The following is a 16,950-nucleotide window of genomic DNA, read 5'->3' on the forward strand; positions in this document are numbered from 1 at the left end:
TGGCGAACTCCAATTGAGATCTTCTTGCTTAATCTGCGTCATTAAATTTGTTCAAGTTATTTATTGCAATCTGCCTTGTAAAAAAACGTCAATTGGTGAGACTTGACGAACAACTGTGACTATAATGAAAATTGTATTTTTAATTTGGGGGAAGTTTTTATGCGATCCAAGCAATACGTGACCGGAATCGATGGCGTCAGGACGCTGGCCGTATTTGGCGTAATCATCTATCACTTGCTGCCAACAACCTTGCCGGGCGGCTATCTGGGCGTACCGCTGTTTCTTTTGATCTCGGGATATTTCGTGACCTTGCAGCTGGTACGTCAAATGGATCAGACAGGCGGCATTCGCTTGACACAGTTTTATCTTAAGCGACTGCGCCGACTCTATCCGGTGCTGATTGTTATGCTGACGGTCACAACAGCCTATATTACGGTATTTGCCCGCGATCTATTGCACAACATAAAGAGTACGATCATTACCAATCTGCTTTGGGTTTACAACTGGTGGGAAATTGGTCATGGACAGTCATACTTTGACCGTTTTAATGGTGAGTCGCCGTTCACGCATCTGTGGACCTTAGGCGTGGAGGCACAATTTTATTTCTTGTGGCCATTGATCTTGTTTTTGCTGTTTTTGGTCTTGAGAAAACGCACGCGTATTAAATGGACCGTTTTTATCCTGGCCGTTGCCTCAGCAATTGAGATGGCCGTCTTATTTGATCAAAATAATCTGAACCGCGTCTATTATGGAACTGATACGCGGTCCTTTTCGCTGCTTCTGGGTGCCTGGCTGGCGCTGTGCTGGCCGATCGATCATCTAAACGCCAAATTGACGACGCCGGCCGCCAAAATCTTGGATGGGGTTGGGATCGGTGCGCTTTTGATTACGCTGCTGGGCTTTTTTACCTTACCAGGGCAGAGCAGCTGGACCTATCGTGGGGGCATGTTTTTCTATAGTCTGATCGGAATGCTTTTAATTGCGACCGTGGTTCATCCCGGTAGTCATATGAATCGGTGGCTGACCAATCCGATTTTTGCCTGGATCGGTCAGCGTTCATATGGTATCTATGTCTATCAGCTGCCGGTAATGGTCTTTTATGAGCGAGTAGTTGAGATTGGCCAGCATCCATTGCTCAATGCGCTGATTGAATGTGGGTTGATCATGGTGATCAGCGAGCTTTCCTATCGTTTTGTTGAACAGCCATTGGCCCATTATCAATGGCGTCATCTGCCAAACAGCATTCGACACTGGATCGATTTTAAGATGCACGACTGGCGACAATGGGTCAAGATCGGCCCTGGTGTGATCATCTGCTTTATCGCTCTGTGTGGATTGATGCTGCCGAGTCGACCGATTAAAAAGAGTGCGGAACAGACTCGGATTGAAAAAAGCAAGCAGGCCACCGCGCAGAAAAATCAACAAATTGCCAAAGGAAAAACGACTAAAGTTAACGTCAACAGCAAGTCGCTGCAGAAAAAATACGGTTTGAGCTCAGCTCAGCTAAAAGCCGCTTCACAGCTTGAGATCACGGCAATTGGGGACTCGGTAATGGCGGATGCCTCCCAGGATATTCAAGAAATCATGCCGCATGCCTATGTTGACGCTGAAGTTGGTCGTCAGGGCAATGCCACGCCTGGAGTTATTAAAGACATCAAGGCAAAAGGCCAGCTGCAAAAGATCGTGATTCTAAACCTTGGAACCAATGGCGCAATGAATACACAGACAATTGATGATATCTTAAATGCAATCGGCAGCGATCATCAGATATATTGGATTACGCCGCACGTACCAACGCGTGACTGGGAACAGACGGTTTGTGATCAGATCAAGCAGACTGCCAAGCAGCATAACAATGTGCATGTGATTGACTGGAATCAGGCTGCCAGCAGTCATGCCGAATGGTTTGGCCAAGACAAGGTACACATGAATGAGCAGGGGAATGCCTACTTTACGCGCTTAATCGTCAAAATCACTCTAAAAAATAAATAGAAAAGAGATAATAATATGATTAAAATGATTGCGTTGGATATGGATAATACGTTGCTGAACAGTCAAAAGGAGATCAGCCAAAGAAACGAGCAAGTCTTGAAACGACTGCACGAACAAGGTATCAAAGTCGTGCTTTGTACAGGTCGGCCAATCAATGCTATCTGGCCTTATATCGAGCAGCTGGGGCTGACCACGGCTGATGATTATACGATTACCTTTAATGGTGGCTTAGTCGTCAATAATCAGACTCGGAACGCACTCAGCGAACATGGTATCACCAAAGATAAGCTACAGGCCGTTTTTGTTTTTGCCAAGCAGCATGACTTTTCACTGGATGTTTTGGACTTTGATCGTGTCTATGAGATTATGGATATGCCGCGTTCGATCTACAAAACGATCTTAAAAAATATTGAGTTTGAGGATGCGGATTTTAGTGATCTGTCTGGTGATGATCATGTTTATGCCAAAGCCATTATGGCAATCCCAGCAGAAAAAATGAGTCGTGAGGTCTTGCCAAGCGTACCTGATGAGCTGAAAAAACAAGTCAATGTCGTCCAGTCGCAGCCGATGGTTTTGGAATTTTTGCCAAACGGCGTCAACAAGAGCGTTGGCTTGGCAGCATTGCTGCAGCACTATGGCTGGGGATTTGAGAATCTAATGACGTTTGGTGATGCTGACAATGACTATGAGATGATTCGAGATGCCGACGATGGCGTGGTCATGGCAAATGGATTGGCAAGCGTCAAAAAAATTGCCGATCATCTGACGGCTGCTAATGATGAGGATGGCGTAGCTGTCTATCTGGAAAATTATTTTGCAACATTAATGTAATATTGACGATGGTCAAGCCTTAAAAAAGGGTCGTAAAAAGCTGCCGAAAGCCGAAAAATGGTTTTTGTGTGACTTTTTACGATTTTTTTTGCAATATTTAAAATACTTAGATAAAAAGTTTGCCAAACCTAAAAACATTGCTATAACAACATTTATAATCAAATTGCTGATTCAACGGTAAAGGTTATGTTACAGAATATTACAAAACGGCCGTAAAAACTCTTAAATCGCAATTGCTCTGTTATCTGTTGGTAATATTGAGCGTGTATGATAGGGATCGTTGATAAGGAAATGATAAATAACGAATTGATAATTGATAAAGGATGGTTTTGATTTTTATGAAGAAGAACTTCAAGAAAGTTACTGCTGCTTTGGGCGCCGTTGTATTTGGCGTTGCTGCTACGGCTACGGTTGCCAACGCTGACACGACCTACACGGTACAATCCGGCGACACGCTGTCCAGCATTTCTCAAAAGTTCGCTAACGACAACAGCCTGATTCAAACCCTGGCTCAACAAAACAACATTCAAGACATCAACAAGATCTACGTTGGTCAACAACTGGTTGTTAAGACGGATGGCCAAGGTACTGATGCTACACAAACTGCTGCTACGGCACAGCCAGCCGCTCAAGCAACGACGCAATCAGCTGCTGCTCAAACTTCACAAACCACTTCCAGCTACACTTCATCAGTTTCTGGTTCCGAAGCAGCTGCCAAGGCATGGATTGCTGCTCGTGAATCCGGCAACAACTACGGTGCTCGTAACGGTCAATACATCGGTAAGTACCAATTGAGCGCTTCCTACCTGAATGGCGACTACTCCGCTGCCAACCAAGAACGAGTAGCTGACAATTACGTTGCCAGTCGTTACGGTTCTTGGACCAATGCTCAACAATTCTGGATGAGCAATGGCTGGTACTAAGATCAAACATTAATAAAACAGTAATTTAGTCACCGTTCTTTATGAACGGTGTTTTTATTTTGGAAATTACTTAAAAATTTGCTAAAGAAGATTATTAATTTTTTAAATTTTTAAGCAAACTGAGCTTGTTGTTGGATTTTTCTGCTAAATTGAATTAGTCAGGCTAAACGTGGCAATTATTTATGTGACTGCCAAATCAATGACGGGAAGGATCGCGTTATTGATTGAGAATCGCCAAAAGTTGATTTTGCAGGGTTCTTAATTATTGATGCGAACGAAAACATGGAAGAACAAACACAACCAACCAGAACGCCTAAACCAAAAAAGAAAAAATGGCGCTGGCTTAAATGGCTGTTGGCCTTGATTGTGATCGGGCTGGCAGCTGGTGGCGGTTATGAATACTATCAGATTCATCAGACGGCCTCTAAGGTATTCAGCAATAGTGCCAAAGTTAATAAAAAACTGCGTGAGGGCAAGCCAATCACGATTATGACTTTGGGAATCGATTCCGGTGCCTTGGGACGTAAAAACTGGGGGGCCGGCAATACCGATTCGATTGAGGTTATTACCGTCAATCCCAAAAAGAAAACGGTGCGGATGACGGCAATCTCGCGTGACATTCCGATCAAAGTTAAGGTTGATGGCGGCTACACCTATGTTAAGCTAAATGCGGCCTACTCATTAGGTGGGGTTAAGGAAACCAAAAAACAGCTTGAAGATTTACTCGGCATCAAGATCGACTACTATGCCTCAGTCAATATGGGGGTTTTGGAAAAAGTCGTCAATGCAGTTGGCGGCGTTACGGCCAATAATTCATTTGCCTTTACCTATGAGGGTCACCACTTCAAGAAGGGCAAGCAGCATTTGAATGGCAGCCAAGCGCTTAAATATTCGCGGATGCGCTATGATGATCCAAGAGGCGACTATGGCCGTCAATACCGTCAACAGCAGGTCTTAGAGGCCGTTATCAACAAGTTTAAGAAAAATGGCTCAATCACAGTGGCCAATAAGCTTTTGCAGGCAGCTGGCGATGGCGTGCGGACTAATCTGCCGGTTAAAGCCGTGGCTACGCTTTATACTAAGTACAGTCCAGCACTAGGCAACGTTAAGATTGATCATCTGCAGGGAATCAGCGCAACGATTGATGGCACATCCTTCCAGGCAGTCACGCCAACAGAACTTAACCGAGTTTCCAAGGCAATTCGCAAATCGATTGGTGAAAAGCCAAAACATGTTACCAATACGGAAACCAGGCTTTATGACTATGCCGTTCAAAATGGCTATGATGGAATCAACAATCTTGAGTTCACGCTGCCAAACGGTGCCGAATATAATACGGTTGTAAGCAACTAAAAAAGAGCTGGGGGGAGATCCCTAGCTCTTTTTAGATTGTTTTAGAAAAACAGTTTGCTCATAGTAATCACGAACGTCAACAGTACCAGGGAACCTAAAACAGCAGCCATTAATGCATTACGCCCCCGCGTCAATAAAACCTTGAAGTTGACGCTCATCCCCAATGCTGCCATGGCCATGCCCAAGACCAGGTAGGCCAGTTTGACCATCCCGGCAATAACGGCACTGCCAAGTGGGACAAACGTACCGATGACGCTGGCCAAAATGAAACCGACCATGAACCATGGAATCGGTACGCGTTTTTGGTCAGCCGACAAAACGATTGGACCATCCTTGATACCTTGTTTTTGGTACCACCAGCCAATGATCATGGCAGCCGGAGCCAGCATCAAAACCCGTGACAGCTTGGTGATAATTGCAGTATCCAGGCTGACCGGACCTCCAGCACTACCGGCAGCTACGGCATGCGCGATTTCATGCAGCGAGCCCCCGGTCATGACGCCAAATTGAACGGCTGACATATGTAAAAGCGGCTTGATGCCGATCTCTAAAAGCGTGAACAAGGTCCCTAAAATGGCAACGATGGCAACGGCAACGACCTTGTTTTCTCGTTGCCGCTCGGCTTCGGTTTCATCAGCCGCATTGTCAAACTGTGACGAAATCCCCATGACAGCCGCAGCACCACAAATTCCGGTTCCGCTGGCCACCAAGATTGCCAAATGCCGATCAACGCCAAAATACCGCGCCAGATTGTAGACCAGCAGAATCGTGCCTGAAACGATCAAAACGGCCAGTAAAATCGTTTTGATGCCAGCTTGCGCCAAGGCAATTAAATTGAGCTTAAATCCTAGCAAAATAATCCCCAGTCGCAAAAACTTGTTGGAGATCAGACCGATTCCTGGTTGGGCATAGCTGATAGCTGGTTTGGCAAATTGCATCAACATGCCTAAAATCAATGCAATTACCAAGGCACCGATAACAGACAGGTAGGGAAGTCCACCTAAAAACGAGCCAGCTAAAGAGCACAGCAGTGTCAGAAAAAATGCGACGATGAACTGCCGTGAAAACAGTGTCTTAATCATATCCAAAACCCTTTCTCTTAACTCAGATTGCTGATGATTTAAGCCTATCATGATATATTAATAAATAAAAATTAGTATTTATTAGTAATCCAAAGTTCTACTTATAAAAGAGAGGTATCAGTCATGGAAAAAGACCCATTACTCGATTATCGTGGTCAAACCCTGCTTGCCGTAGCAAAAACGGGCTCGCTGACTGCGGCTGCCAAACAGCTGTTTATTACACAGCCAGCGGTCTCTCAGCAGTTGAATGCCTGGGAAAAAGAACTTGGTTTTCGACTATTGGATCATCAAGGAAAAAAGGTAACTCTAACACCGGCTGCCAAGCGTTTGGTTGATTATTTGAACTTTTTGGCGCATGAAAATCAAAAAATGCTGGATGAGCTAAAAAGGCAAACCGCACCATTAAGGTTGGGCGCGACACTTTCGATCGGCAGTTTTTTGCTACCGCAGGTGCTGACGGAAATGATTGCCCAAAACAGGCCGGTCACAACTCAGATTGGCAATACGCAAACGCTGCTTAACCAGATTCAACGAGGTGAGCTGGATGCAGCGTTGGTTGAAGGCGACTTTGACCATCAGCGCTTTGATTGGGAAGAAATTGGCTTAGAGCCATTTGCGTTGTTTGGCAGCCAGGCAATCGATCGGCCTGTTGCTTTACCAGAATTATTTGACTACCCCTTGTTGATTCGTGAATCGGGATCGGGAACGCGGCAGATTTTAGAAAAGTGGCTGCAGGCACAGGGCAGCGCTTTAACGGATTTTAAGCAGGTAATTGAGATCGGCAGTCCAGCGACAATTATTACCCTGCTAAAGGATGGCGTAGGGATCAGCTTTATGTATCGGGTCTTGGTTGAAGATGATCTACAGTCAGGAAAACTTTTTGAATGGGATCTCAATGAACTTTCAATTCGGCACGCGCTTTATTTGGTAACGGCCAAAAATAGTTTTTTCAAAGATCAGCGCCATCAATTGGCCAAAATCTGTCGTCAGGTACGCTGAAATTGCGATTTGTTCAATTAAGACCGGGCAACTCAGCCAAAATCAAGACTTGATAAATGCTTTCTTAACCATTATTCGCAATTACTTCATAAATCTGACACAGCTTAATTGCATTTAATCGGTATGATAATGACAATCAAATTAATCAAGCAACGGTGATTGATTTGATGATCCCCTACTTTTTCTCAAAAATACTCCCAATTATTGAATAAAGCACTTAAAAATAAAGCCGTTCAGTTCCCCAAAGCTGAGCGGCTTTATTTTGCGTCTCGGTGGCCAAGGGGTATACTAAAGAATGCGCTAGATTAAGAACCTTGACCAAATCAAAAAATGGGAGCGAAAATTTTGGACAAGCGAGTATATATAGATAATGCCGGAACCACGCCAATGGCTCCAGAGGTCGTTTCAGAAATGACTGATAAGATGACCAACGTTTTTGGCAATGCTTCAACAACCAATTATTATGGTCGGATTGCCAAACAGGTCTTAGAAGACAGTCGTCACGTAATGGCTGAATCGATTAATGCTGCCTATGATGATGAGATCGTAATTACCAGCGGTGGAACGGAAAGCGACAATACAGCTATCAAGCAAACGGCGCTAGCCCGACAAAACGAGGGACATCACATCATTACCACGCGCTTTGAGCACGAGGCAATCTTAAGACCATTAGAGGATCTGGAAAAACAAGGGTATGAGGTAACCTACTTAAATGTGGATGAAAATGGTCAGATTGATTTGGAAGAATTAAAGCAGGCCATCCGTCCCGATACGATTCTGGTTTCAGTCATGATGGTCAATAATGAGGTCGGCAGCCATCTTCCAATTCATGAAATCGGTGAGATCGTGGCTCCAACCAACGCCTGGTTCCACACGGATGCAGTTCAGGCATACGGGACCGTACCGATTGACGTTCAAAAAGATCAGATCGACCTGCTTTCGGTTTCTGGTCATAAATTGAATGGCCCCAAGATGATCGGCTTTTTGTACCGGCGACGCGGCATCAATTTCCCGTCGTTTGTTCGCGGTGGCGACCAGGAGCTCAAGCGGCGTGCGGGGACCGAAAACGTACCGGCAGCAGCTGGTTTTGCCAAGGCTATCGAACTGCACATGGCGGATCTGGCAGATCAGACCAAGCGCTATCTAAAGCTTAAGCAACGGCTGGTTGATGGATTAAAGGCTAATAATATTGAATTTGAGATCAATGGTCGCTTAAACGAGGGGATGGCTCCCCAGGTTATCAGTATCTGGTTTAAAGACGTTCCCAATGATGCACTTTTGACCAATCTGGATCTGGATGGCATCGTCGGGGCAGCGGGATCGGCCTGCACGTCTGGTTCACTGGATCCTTCCCACGTTTTGGTAGCCATGTATGGCAAGGACAGTCCTAGAGTCTGGGAGACATTGCGATTCAGCTTTGGTATCTACAATACGACTGAAGATGTTGATCGCTTGTTGGCTGCTTTGAATAAGTACGTACCACGCCTCAAGAACAATGGTGATCGGGGTCAGCGTTAGTTAATTAAGTTTTAGTACATTAAAAAAATAATATGCATTGTTAGAGGAGTCGCTTACAGCGGCTCTTTTCTGTATTTATTGCATAAACTGACTTAATAAAAGTCAAAACATTAATAATGTCTTGTATTATTGCAATAATCTGATATTATAAATCCATTAATAAATCTCATTTATTTTTAAGAAAGGAGCTTGATCGCCATGATTCAATCAGCAATTGTCCTAGCCATTATTTCCCTAATCCTGGTCATTATTATCGCGCGAATCGTGCGATCAAGAATCCATGCTTTTTAGCATTGAGATTTTTATCCACGGGCGCGCTTAAAACCGAAATGCGAGTAGTGGATAAGCATGAATTCAAATCTTTGCTTAACATCCACTGCTTGTTGAATCGGCAGTGGATGTTTTTATATTGAGAGAGAAAAGCATAAGTAGAAAGAGGTAGTGTCAATGGAACAAGCAGCCAATACCAAACAAGTGAATTTTAGTATGAGTGCACGTGAAAAAGCCGTGCATAAGACTACTATAAAGAATATGCCTACAACGTTTCCGCAGCTGCAGCCAATGCCATTCTGGTTACGCTGGGAATGGGGCTGTTGATGCAGACGATTGCAGGTTTCGTTCATTTTCAACCGCTGTATATGGCCGGTACGCTGGCCCAGGATCTTTTGGCACCGGCACTGGGGATTGCTGTTGCCGTTGAGCTGAAGACGACTATGCTGGTTATGTTTAGCTCCATGATTGCAGCAACGGTTGGTTCTAATGCTGTTCATTTTGTTGCAGCAGCCAAAGGGGTGGCAACCGTGACGGCAACCGGTCAGACTGCCGTTCAAGCAGCAGGTACTGGGATCTTTACTACCGGTCAGCCAGTTTCAGCGGTCTGTGCGGCTCTGATAGCAGCGTTGGTCGGCAAGTACCTTTCGGGTAAGACGCCTTTGGATATGGTTCTGGTTCCGTTCGCTGCTACTATGGTTGGTACGATGGCCGGTCTGGGATTGGCAGCTGTTGTTACGCCAGCACTGATTGCTGTTAGTGCCTTCATTGCTAAGTCAATGACGGTTAACCCAGTGCTTGGCTCAATCTGCATTTCGGTGGTTTGGGCGCTGTTTTTGATGACACCTGCATCTTCAGCGGCACTGGCAGTAGCATTGATGCTTGATCCGGTTTTTTCAGCTGCCGCGGCAATTGGTACTACGGCGCAGTTTGTCGGCTTTACGGCAATGTCTTGGCGGCAGAATACGGTTGGGGCCAATATTGCGCAATTCGTGGTTACGCCAAAACTGCAGTTTCCGAATCTGATCGTAAATCCATTGCAACTGACCCACCAGTCGTGGCAGCAGCGGCCTGTGCACCACTGGCAACAGTAATGCTTCATTTTCGTGCCACTTATACGGTTGGCGGCCTGGGACTTAACTCGTTTATTGCACCGATCTACTTCTGGGGGCAGAGTACCAATGCGTTTGTGACCTATGTTGTATGTGGCATGGCGTTACCGGCATTAATTTCCGTAGTTGGCTTCCAACTTATGAAGAAGATGAAGCTGGTACGAGATGGCGAGATGCATTTGACGGTTCTTTAATTATGTCTAGCCGGAAATCCCGTGACTTTAGTCATGGGATGGATAGGCCTACTATGATCTAATCCTTGTAGATAGTAATTAACTTAGTAGCTGCATCACTGAGAATCAAAGTGAGTATTACAGCATTATAAGACTGACTATCTAACAACTATTGATATATCGTCCCTATGGCAACCTGGGGACGTAAAAGGCATTGGTAATTAGATGATCACTGCTCAAGCAACTGCGGCTGTTTGAGTAAATCGTCCGTATCTATGCAAATTGTGGTTCAGACACTCAATATCGGGGTGTTTGCCCACAAGCCATCGACTTTAGCCGATGGTGGTTGACAAGCAAAAGAAAGCGATTGGTTGACAGGACTGATCGCTTTTTTGATGTGAAAATAATTAAAAAAAGAGATTTTTTTAATTTAATAGTGTAAGATTATTATCAATGAGCAGTCTCATTAAATAAAGTTTCCCTTAGGAGGGCCGACAAATGGCATATGTTGATGAAGTTTATGACCGTGTAGTTAAGCAAAATCCTGTACAGCCTGAGTTTCACCAGGCAGTCAAGGAGGTTTTGGAATCACTGCGTCCAGTAATTGAGCGCAATGAGGATCATTATCGCAAGGAAGCATTATTGGAGCGTTTAACCACGCCGGATCGTCAAATCATGTTCCGGGTATCCTGGGTTGATGACCATGGCCAGGTTCAAGTCAACAATGGCTATCGAGTTCAGTTCAATGATGCAATCGGTCCCTACAAGGGCGGTTTGCGGCTGCATCCAACCGTTAATCTGGGGATCATTAAGTTTTTAGGCTTTGAGCAGATCTTTAAAAACTCACTGACGACGCTGCCGATTGGCGGAGCTAAGGGTGGCAGCGACTTTGATCCTAAAGGCAAGTCCGATCGAGAGGTAATGGCATTTTGCCAGAGCTTTATGACCGAATTGCATAAATACATTGGTGCCGACATTGATGTACCTGCTGGTGATATTGGAACGGGTGGCCGTGAGATTGGCTATCTGTATGGTCAATACAAGCGCCTAACTAATCGCTATGAGGGCGTTTTAACGGGTAAGGGTCTGTCATTTGGCGGTTCTTTGGCCCGGACCGAGGCAACGGGCTATGGCCTGCTGTATCTGGTTGAAGAGCTGCTAAAAGATCACGGTACCCACCTGAAGAATAAGACGGTAACGGTTTCGGGATCAGGTAACGTGGCGATCTATGCAATTGAAAAAGCACAGCAGCTGGGGGCCAAGGTGGTAACGTGTTCTGACTCAACTGGTTGGGTTTATGATCCAGCTGGTATTGACGTGGCTTTGTTAAAAGAGGTCAAGGAGAATCGGCGCCAGCGTTTAACTGAATACGCCAGTCAGCGAGAAAGTGCCGAATATCATGAAGGCCGCGGTGTCTGGAGCATCAAGACCGATGTGGCACTGCCGTGTGCTACGCAAAATGAACTGAATGTTGAGGATGCCAAGCAGCTGGTTGGAAATGGCGTTCTGGCAGTCTGCGAAGGGGCCAACATGCCAACGACCTACGAGGCTACCAATTACCTTAAAGAGCATGACATTTTGTTTGTACCAGGCAAGGCCAGCAATGCCGGTGGGGTTGCCGTTTCGGCATTGGAAATGAGCCAGAATTCAGAGCGGCTGTCCTGGAGCTTTGCCGAAGTTGATACCAAGCTCAAAGACATTATGATCAACATCTATCATAGTATCGATGACGCAGCCAAGGAATATGGCCATGAAGGTGATTACGTTATTGGGGCTAACATTGCCGGTTTCTTAAAAGTTGCCGATGCCATGGAGGCGCAAGGTATCGTTTAAATGTTAAACAGCTCGTTATCTCAAAATCGGGATAAGGAGCTGTTTTTTTGACTAAATATGATAAATTTAACATATAAGTTTGTGAAAAAATAGCGGTAAAAATCGAGGTAAAACGCTAAAAATTAACTAAATTAATTGTGAAAGCGTTGCCTTAAAAGTGACGAAAAATTTTTTCAAAAAATAATTTTAAAAATTAAATATGCATAAATTATGGTTTAATCAAGGTTTAAACGACTTTTATGGTTTAAAAACCAATTTATTCATTTTTCAAACATTTTCAACCATAAACCGCAGTGATTGTCAAGGGATGCAGGGTGGATTTAAAAAATTCCTGTGTTAGAATAAGCCATGCAAATAAGTTACAGAAGGGAAGTTTTACTATGTTTGTTGCTGTTGCTGCTCTTAACCAAGCCGCTCTTTTCGGTGCATTGATCGTTTTTGCCGTTTTGGGTCTCAGCAGTTTGTTTGTCGTATTGAAGGATGTGCAGGATAACCTGCCGCAAACAGCCCCCTGGGTAGCAACGACAATCAACATCAGCTGCCTTTTCGTTGAATGCGTGGGTGTCGTAATTGCCATCTCCGTTTTGGTATTAGGTGCCCGCTTGGTGTTTTAGCCAATCCAACTGCCGCTGGGATCAAGGTCCCGGCGGTTTTTTATTTGCAATAAAGTGGTCGCGGCTCAGGATGATTTAAATTGAATTTGTCTATTACGTTGATTTGATGGATAATATAGTTAATCGAAAACGCTTTCTCAAGTTAACCAATGGGAGGGAAGCCCAATGAAACAGAAATTCAATTTAATGGCTGGTGCAGTAATCCTGGCCATGCTTTTAACTGGGTGCGGTTCTTCAACCACGTCCAGTCAAAAAGATGCGTCCAGTTCCAGCAGCGTTAAAACCGCCAAACAGCATTCGAACGCCAAAAAGACAGCCAAACAAGCTGCCAGCCAGTCATCACAGTCGATCAGTTCATCTCCGACTGCCCAGTCTTCTAGTTCAACTCAATCATCAGCCAGCCAGTCCAGTTCTACTGCTTCATCATCTGCAGCTGGCTCAACGACGAACTCTTTAACCGGTCAGACCAAGTCCAGTGCTGTCAATCCAACCGGTAGCGATGTGCAGCGGCTGACGGCATTCAACCAGTCGATGCGCTCCAAACTGGGTAAAAACGTTCTTTTGCCAACCACGTCGGGACTGTCAACCAGCAATGGACACCTCAACGTTCGCTATTCGGGCAATGCGGACAGCTACACGATCTACTACAGCGTGGGCTACACAGCTAAGAGCCTGAATGATGCTACCCTAAGCTCGCAGATTCCATACTTGGTTTTCAATAAGAAGACCTATGCCAGCCAATCAGCAGCAGCACAAGCAATCAGAAACTATGACCTTGATACGAGCGGCCTTGCAACGGTTGATCTTGGTCATGGCATCAAGGGTACGATCGATGCCGGGGCTGGGCAGCGCTATCTGACCTGGAAAGAGGGCAAATGGCAATTGACGGTGCATGCCGCGGCGGTCAATGGTGAAGATCCTTTGCCAACTGCTCAGTATATCGTCGCACTGTTGGAGCAGTACTACCTGCCAGCTCCTGATGATCGCGGAACGGGGACGTTTGAGGTCAGCGTTGGCGATGGTGAGCGGCCTCAGGTTTTGACCTGGATGCGCGGCAACGTCGTTTATACCATGGAAGCGCACAGTACTGATACCTTGGTTCAGATGGCTGCCAGTCTTAAATAATTAAGCCAATATAAATAATAGCGTTGTACCGAGCTCATCAAAGCTTGATACAGCGCTATTTTTACTCTGAGTCAAATGTCGTTAGTTAGCGTTTTCTTCAGCTGAGACAGCAGGTTCATCATCTAAAATGTGTTTGTGCTCAGCCCATGAATAATAAATCCAGGCCACAACGCCAAACGCAACGGGCCCGATTGCCGTCCAAAAGGCGGTGGCATAATCATGCTCCGAAATTGGCTCAACGCAGGTAAAGATGATGCCGACTGCCAGTACTAGCCAGACCACGATTGATACGATCCAGGTTGTCGTCATATTTTTGTAAAATACGAATGGTCGATCCAGATCATGCTTCATTTTAAAGAACGGAAAGGCCCCAACTAAAAACAGATACGGTGCGGATGAAGAAACTTTCATCATGTCCGTTAAAATAGTATAGAAACGACCGGCTGCATCGCCACCAAACGAGATAAATAGGATGATGATTGAGACGATCACAACTTGAATCCACATGGCAAATGATGGCATGCCATGCTTGTTCATTACAGTTAGCTTCTTAGGCAAAAGGCGCGGATCTCATCCTTCAATAAACGACTTGATCGGCGAGTAGGTCATAACAAACGCGCCTCCCAGACCACCCAGTACGTCGGTAAAGGCCTTTCCTAAAGTGATCCCAACGGCATGCGACAGCCGCAGTTTTTGGGCCGTTACCAGTCCCATATTGTTGATTAAAACATATTCAACATTTGCCAGATCAACGTTTTTGCCACTCAAAACGGCCTGCCAGTTGGTGCAGACCCCACAAAGAAAAATTACGGCAATGTAGATAAAGGTCATTAAAAACATCGCAATAATCATGGCCTGTGGAAAGGTCTTTTCAGGCTGATCGACCGAATCAATCACGCCAGCCATTGTTTCCAAGCCGCCATAGGCAAACAGAGCGTAAACGATAAAAGAAATCACGGCAATTGGCGAGACAAACGCGGCATTGGGTGAATGAATCAGACTGGCAGTTGTCATTGGCTGAGCCAGCTGACCATGCCCTAAGATCCAAACCAAAAGACTGGCCAGAATAAAAATGATTGAGATTCCCAAGGTAAAGATGCCGCAAAAAGAAGAGATCTTGGCAATTTTATCAATCCCTTTAGAGGCAATTAAAGTAACGATGCATAAAAATACAATTTCTAAGATCCCTAATGTCTGATTGGCGCTCAAGTTAAACAGATGCCAGGTCTGCGTTTGATCATGACCTGAAATCATGGTTGACACCGACACTAAGAAAAACTGGGTTGACGAAACCAGCCAGATGACCCAGGCGGCAAGCCAAATAAAGGTCCCGATAAAGGCTGGCTTTTCGCCAATTGAGCCTCTTAGCCAGGAAAAGATGCCGCCCTTGGCCGCTTTAAACGAAGCCCCGTATTCGGCAAACATCAAGGCAGAAGGCAAAAAGAACAAGATTGCGGTTACGATATACCAAATGATGCTGGCATAGCCCATCTGATAAAACGCAGTCAGTGAATTGCTAAAGCCAAAAATCGATGAAAAAATCATCAAAACCAGTGCGCCAAGCTTGATCTTGGTACTTGACGACTGTGAATCCATATTAGAATTCCTTCTCTCAATAAACATTTGTAAATTAGTATAAATTATACGCTCTTTTTTTGTTAATAATTTATAAAAATTAATAATGAAGAGATTTGATAACATCAGGCATAATTAAAAGGCCAGTGAAGATCACTGACCTTTTGATTATTGGACGGCGGTCTGGCTGAACAGATGCAGCTTGAGGCCGTGACTATTGAGAAATTGAACGCCTTTAACCTTGACGTATGAATACCCCAGCGACTGCCCTTTTTTGATTGGAGCTTTAAGCTGACCGTTTTGATTGGTTTTGGTTAAGAGATGATCATAGATGGTGAGACTGGATGTCTTGGCAGCATCGTTGGCATTCTCCCAGATGGTAATCGAACGCGGACGCAATGTGATCTGGTGCTTAAAAAACAGAAATTTGACTACGGTGCGCTGATAAAAAGACTTAGGTAAAGCAACCTTTTGTGGCGTTAAGCTGCTGTTGACGATCAACTGATACAGCTTTTGGGTTGCCGTAAACCGCGCATCGGTGCTGTCACCATTGGCATGCAGTACGACCGTTACGATATGACGGTTTTGGAAGGTAGCCGTACTGACCAGACAAGCACCGGCCGCATCGGAGGTTCCGGTTTTTAAGCCATCGATCGTCACGCCGTTGGTCTGATACTTGGATTCCGTCAGCATTTTATTGATGTTGGTATAGCTTTGACCGTCCATTTCAAATGAGGTCTGACCGGCGATCTTGAGCAGATCAGGATAGTGGTTGACCAAATAGGCTGCCATTTTGCCAACGTCTTTGGCTGACATCATGTTTTCGGCATTGTCATCAATGTTTTTGACAGCCAGATCTTTTAGCTGACTGTTGGTTAAACCAACACTGTTGACGATGGTTGCGTCTTTGATACCGATTTGGCGCGCCTTTTTTTGCAGTTTTTGGTTGAATTGAGCGGTACTGTCGCCTAAAGCACCAGCCAGGGCGACGGTAGCCCCGTCAGCTGACTTGATCAAAGCGGCTTTGACCAGGTCAGATACGGTATAGGATTGTCCTTGTGTCAGGCTGACGTTTGAGTATTCTGAGTCATTGGCAATCGCCGCTACTTTTTGATCGATCTTGATCTTAGTGTTCCAGCTCAGTTGATGATTATTAATCTCATCTTCAATGACCATGACCGTTAAAAGCTTGCTGATTGATGCAATTGGTAACTTCTGATTAATGTTTTGTGAATATAGAATCTGGCCGGTTTTGGCATCGATTGCCAGGGCAGCTGAGGCATCCAGTTGATTGACGTTTAAAAACGTTTCGGCATGGGCGATTGGTAGCCAACTCAGCAGCGTTAGCCAACATGTCAGAAAAACAGTGATAATTTTTTTCATGAAAATAGCTCCTAGTAGACAGATCAAAAATAGATATCAGCGACATTTTATCACACTGTCAACGAGACAATGTTTAAGATTTGTTTGTGGGGTAACCAAAAAGCGGACGCAATTAGAAGACTTGAAATTTAAAGCATGTTGAACGATTATCTAAAATAGCTAGGTAT

At 45.0% G+C, this 16,950-nt stretch carries 12 protein-coding genes and 2 pseudogenes; 11 read left to right on the forward strand and 3 right to left on the reverse strand.

From position 1 onward, the window contains the following. The first annotated feature begins 159 nt into the window (after positions 1–159). The 4 genes from QOS03_RS06190 (at position 160) to QOS03_RS06205 (ending at position 5,099) form a co-directional block, all read left to right on the forward strand. Positions 160–1,992 carry an acyltransferase family protein gene (locus QOS03_RS06190; protein ID WP_283575742.1) on the forward strand — a complete coding sequence of 611 codons (1,833 nt, stop codon included), beginning with the start codon at positions 160–162 and terminating at the stop codon, positions 1,990–1,992. Positions 1,993–2,007: 15 nt separating this feature from the next. Beyond that, entirely contained in the window at positions 2,008–2,823 is an 816-nt protein-coding gene (locus tag QOS03_RS06195; protein WP_283575743.1) for a Cof-type HAD-IIB family hydrolase, read from the forward strand. A gap of 332 nt (positions 2,824–3,155) precedes the next feature. After that, a complete protein-coding gene (gene apf / locus QOS03_RS06200; RefSeq protein WP_283575761.1) occupies positions 3,156–3,746 on the forward strand; it encodes an aggregation-promoting factor in 591 nt (196 codons plus the stop codon). A gap of 282 nt (positions 3,747–4,028) precedes the next feature. After that, positions 4,029–5,099 carry an LCP family protein gene (locus QOS03_RS06205; protein WP_283575744.1) on the forward strand — a complete coding sequence of 357 codons (1,071 nt, stop codon included), beginning with the start codon at positions 4,029–4,031 and terminating at the stop codon, positions 5,097–5,099. A gap of 41 nt (positions 5,100–5,140) precedes the next feature. On the opposite strand, the gene QOS03_RS06210 is transcribed toward QOS03_RS06205, so the two are convergent. Continuing rightward, positions 5,141–6,181, reverse strand: a complete 1,041-nt coding sequence (locus QOS03_RS06210) for a YeiH family protein (RefSeq protein WP_283575762.1) — start codon at positions 6,179–6,181, stop codon at positions 5,141–5,143. Positions 6,182–6,304: 123 nt separating this feature from the next. Between QOS03_RS06210 and QOS03_RS06215 the strand changes: the two genes are divergently transcribed. From QOS03_RS06215 to QOS03_RS06245, 7 genes and pseudogenes are all read left to right on the forward strand, one after another. Next, entirely contained in the window at positions 6,305–7,180 is an 876-nt protein-coding gene (locus QOS03_RS06215) for a LysR family transcriptional regulator (protein ID WP_283575745.1), read from the forward strand. Positions 7,181–7,510: 330 nt separating this feature from the next. Continuing rightward, entirely contained in the window at positions 7,511–8,698 is a 1,188-nt protein-coding gene (locus QOS03_RS06220) for a cysteine desulfurase family protein (protein ID WP_283575746.1), read from the forward strand. 447 nt (positions 8,699–9,145) lie between these two features. Continuing rightward, positions 9,146–9,295 (forward strand): hypothetical protein, encoded by a 150-nt coding sequence (locus QOS03_RS09680; RefSeq protein ID WP_283575747.1) that lies wholly within the window; start codon positions 9,146–9,148, stop codon positions 9,293–9,295. Continuing rightward, positions 9,223–10,274, forward strand: a pseudogene (locus QOS03_RS06230) (PTS sugar transporter subunit IIC); the annotation flags it as partial. The gene QOS03_RS09680 and the pseudogene QOS03_RS06230, both read left to right, overlap by 73 nt. Positions 10,275–10,751: 477 nt before the next feature. Then, positions 10,752–12,086, forward strand: a complete 1,335-nt coding sequence (gdhA, locus tag QOS03_RS06235) for an NADP-specific glutamate dehydrogenase (protein WP_283575748.1) — start codon at positions 10,752–10,754, stop codon at positions 12,084–12,086. Positions 12,087–12,466: 380 nt separating this feature from the next. Continuing rightward, positions 12,467–12,700 (forward strand): hypothetical protein, encoded by a 234-nt coding sequence (locus QOS03_RS06240; protein WP_272208575.1) that lies wholly within the window; start codon positions 12,467–12,469, stop codon positions 12,698–12,700. 165 nt (positions 12,701–12,865) lie between these two features. Further along, entirely contained in the window at positions 12,866–13,825 is a 960-nt protein-coding gene (locus QOS03_RS06245) for a hypothetical protein (RefSeq protein ID WP_283575749.1), read from the forward strand. Between the two features lie 81 nt (positions 13,826–13,906). On the opposite strand, the pseudogene yjeM reads toward QOS03_RS06245, so the two are convergent. Both yjeM and QOS03_RS06255 read right to left on the reverse strand, forming a co-directional pair. Beyond that, a pseudogene (gene yjeM, locus QOS03_RS06250) lies at positions 13,907–15,421 on the reverse strand (glutamate/gamma-aminobutyrate family transporter YjeM). Positions 15,422–15,568: 147 nt separating this feature from the next. Next, on the reverse strand, positions 15,569–16,783 hold the full coding sequence (locus QOS03_RS06255; protein ID WP_283575750.1) for a D-alanyl-D-alanine carboxypeptidase family protein: 1,215 nt from the start codon (positions 16,781–16,783) through the stop codon (positions 15,569–15,571). Positions 16,784–16,950 lie beyond the last annotated feature (167 nt).

Origin of the sequence: Limosilactobacillus pulli, from assembly GCF_947381555.1 — a bacterium.
In the GTDB taxonomy this organism is placed as follows: domain Bacteria; phylum Bacillota; class Bacilli; order Lactobacillales; family Lactobacillaceae; genus Limosilactobacillus; species Limosilactobacillus pulli.

What these genes read in the sequence shown, in the direction of transcription:
- QOS03_RS06255 (WP_283575750.1), bottom strand. Translation starts at nt 16,783, where the DNA reads ATGAAAAAAATTATCACTGTTTTTCTGACATGTTGGCTAACGCTGCTG.
- QOS03_RS06240 (WP_272208575.1), top strand. Translation starts at nt 12,467, where the DNA reads ATGTTTGTTGCTGTTGCTGCTCTTAACCAAGCCGCTCTTTTCGGTGCA.
- QOS03_RS06245 (WP_283575749.1), top strand. Translation starts at nt 12,866, where the DNA reads ATGAAACAGAAATTCAATTTAATGGCTGGTGCAGTAATCCTGGCCATG.
- QOS03_RS09680 (WP_283575747.1), top strand. Translation starts at nt 9,146, where the DNA reads ATGGAACAAGCAGCCAATACCAAACAAGTGAATTTTAGTATGAGTGCA.
- QOS03_RS06220 (WP_283575746.1), top strand. Translation starts at nt 7,511, where the DNA reads ATGGGAGCGAAAATTTTGGACAAGCGAGTATATATAGATAATGCCGGA.
- QOS03_RS06190 (WP_283575742.1), top strand. Translation starts at nt 160, where the DNA reads ATGCGATCCAAGCAATACGTGACCGGAATCGATGGCGTCAGGACGCTG.
- QOS03_RS06215 (WP_283575745.1), top strand. Translation starts at nt 6,305, where the DNA reads ATGGAAAAAGACCCATTACTCGATTATCGTGGTCAAACCCTGCTTGCC.
- QOS03_RS06210 (WP_283575762.1), bottom strand. Translation starts at nt 6,181, where the DNA reads ATGATTAAGACACTGTTTTCACGGCAGTTCATCGTCGCATTTTTTCTG.
- QOS03_RS06195 (WP_283575743.1), top strand. Translation starts at nt 2,008, where the DNA reads ATGATTAAAATGATTGCGTTGGATATGGATAATACGTTGCTGAACAGT.
- gdhA (WP_283575748.1), top strand. Translation starts at nt 10,752, where the DNA reads ATGGCATATGTTGATGAAGTTTATGACCGTGTAGTTAAGCAAAATCCT.
- QOS03_RS06205 (WP_283575744.1), top strand. Translation starts at nt 4,029, where the DNA reads ATGGAAGAACAAACACAACCAACCAGAACGCCTAAACCAAAAAAGAAA.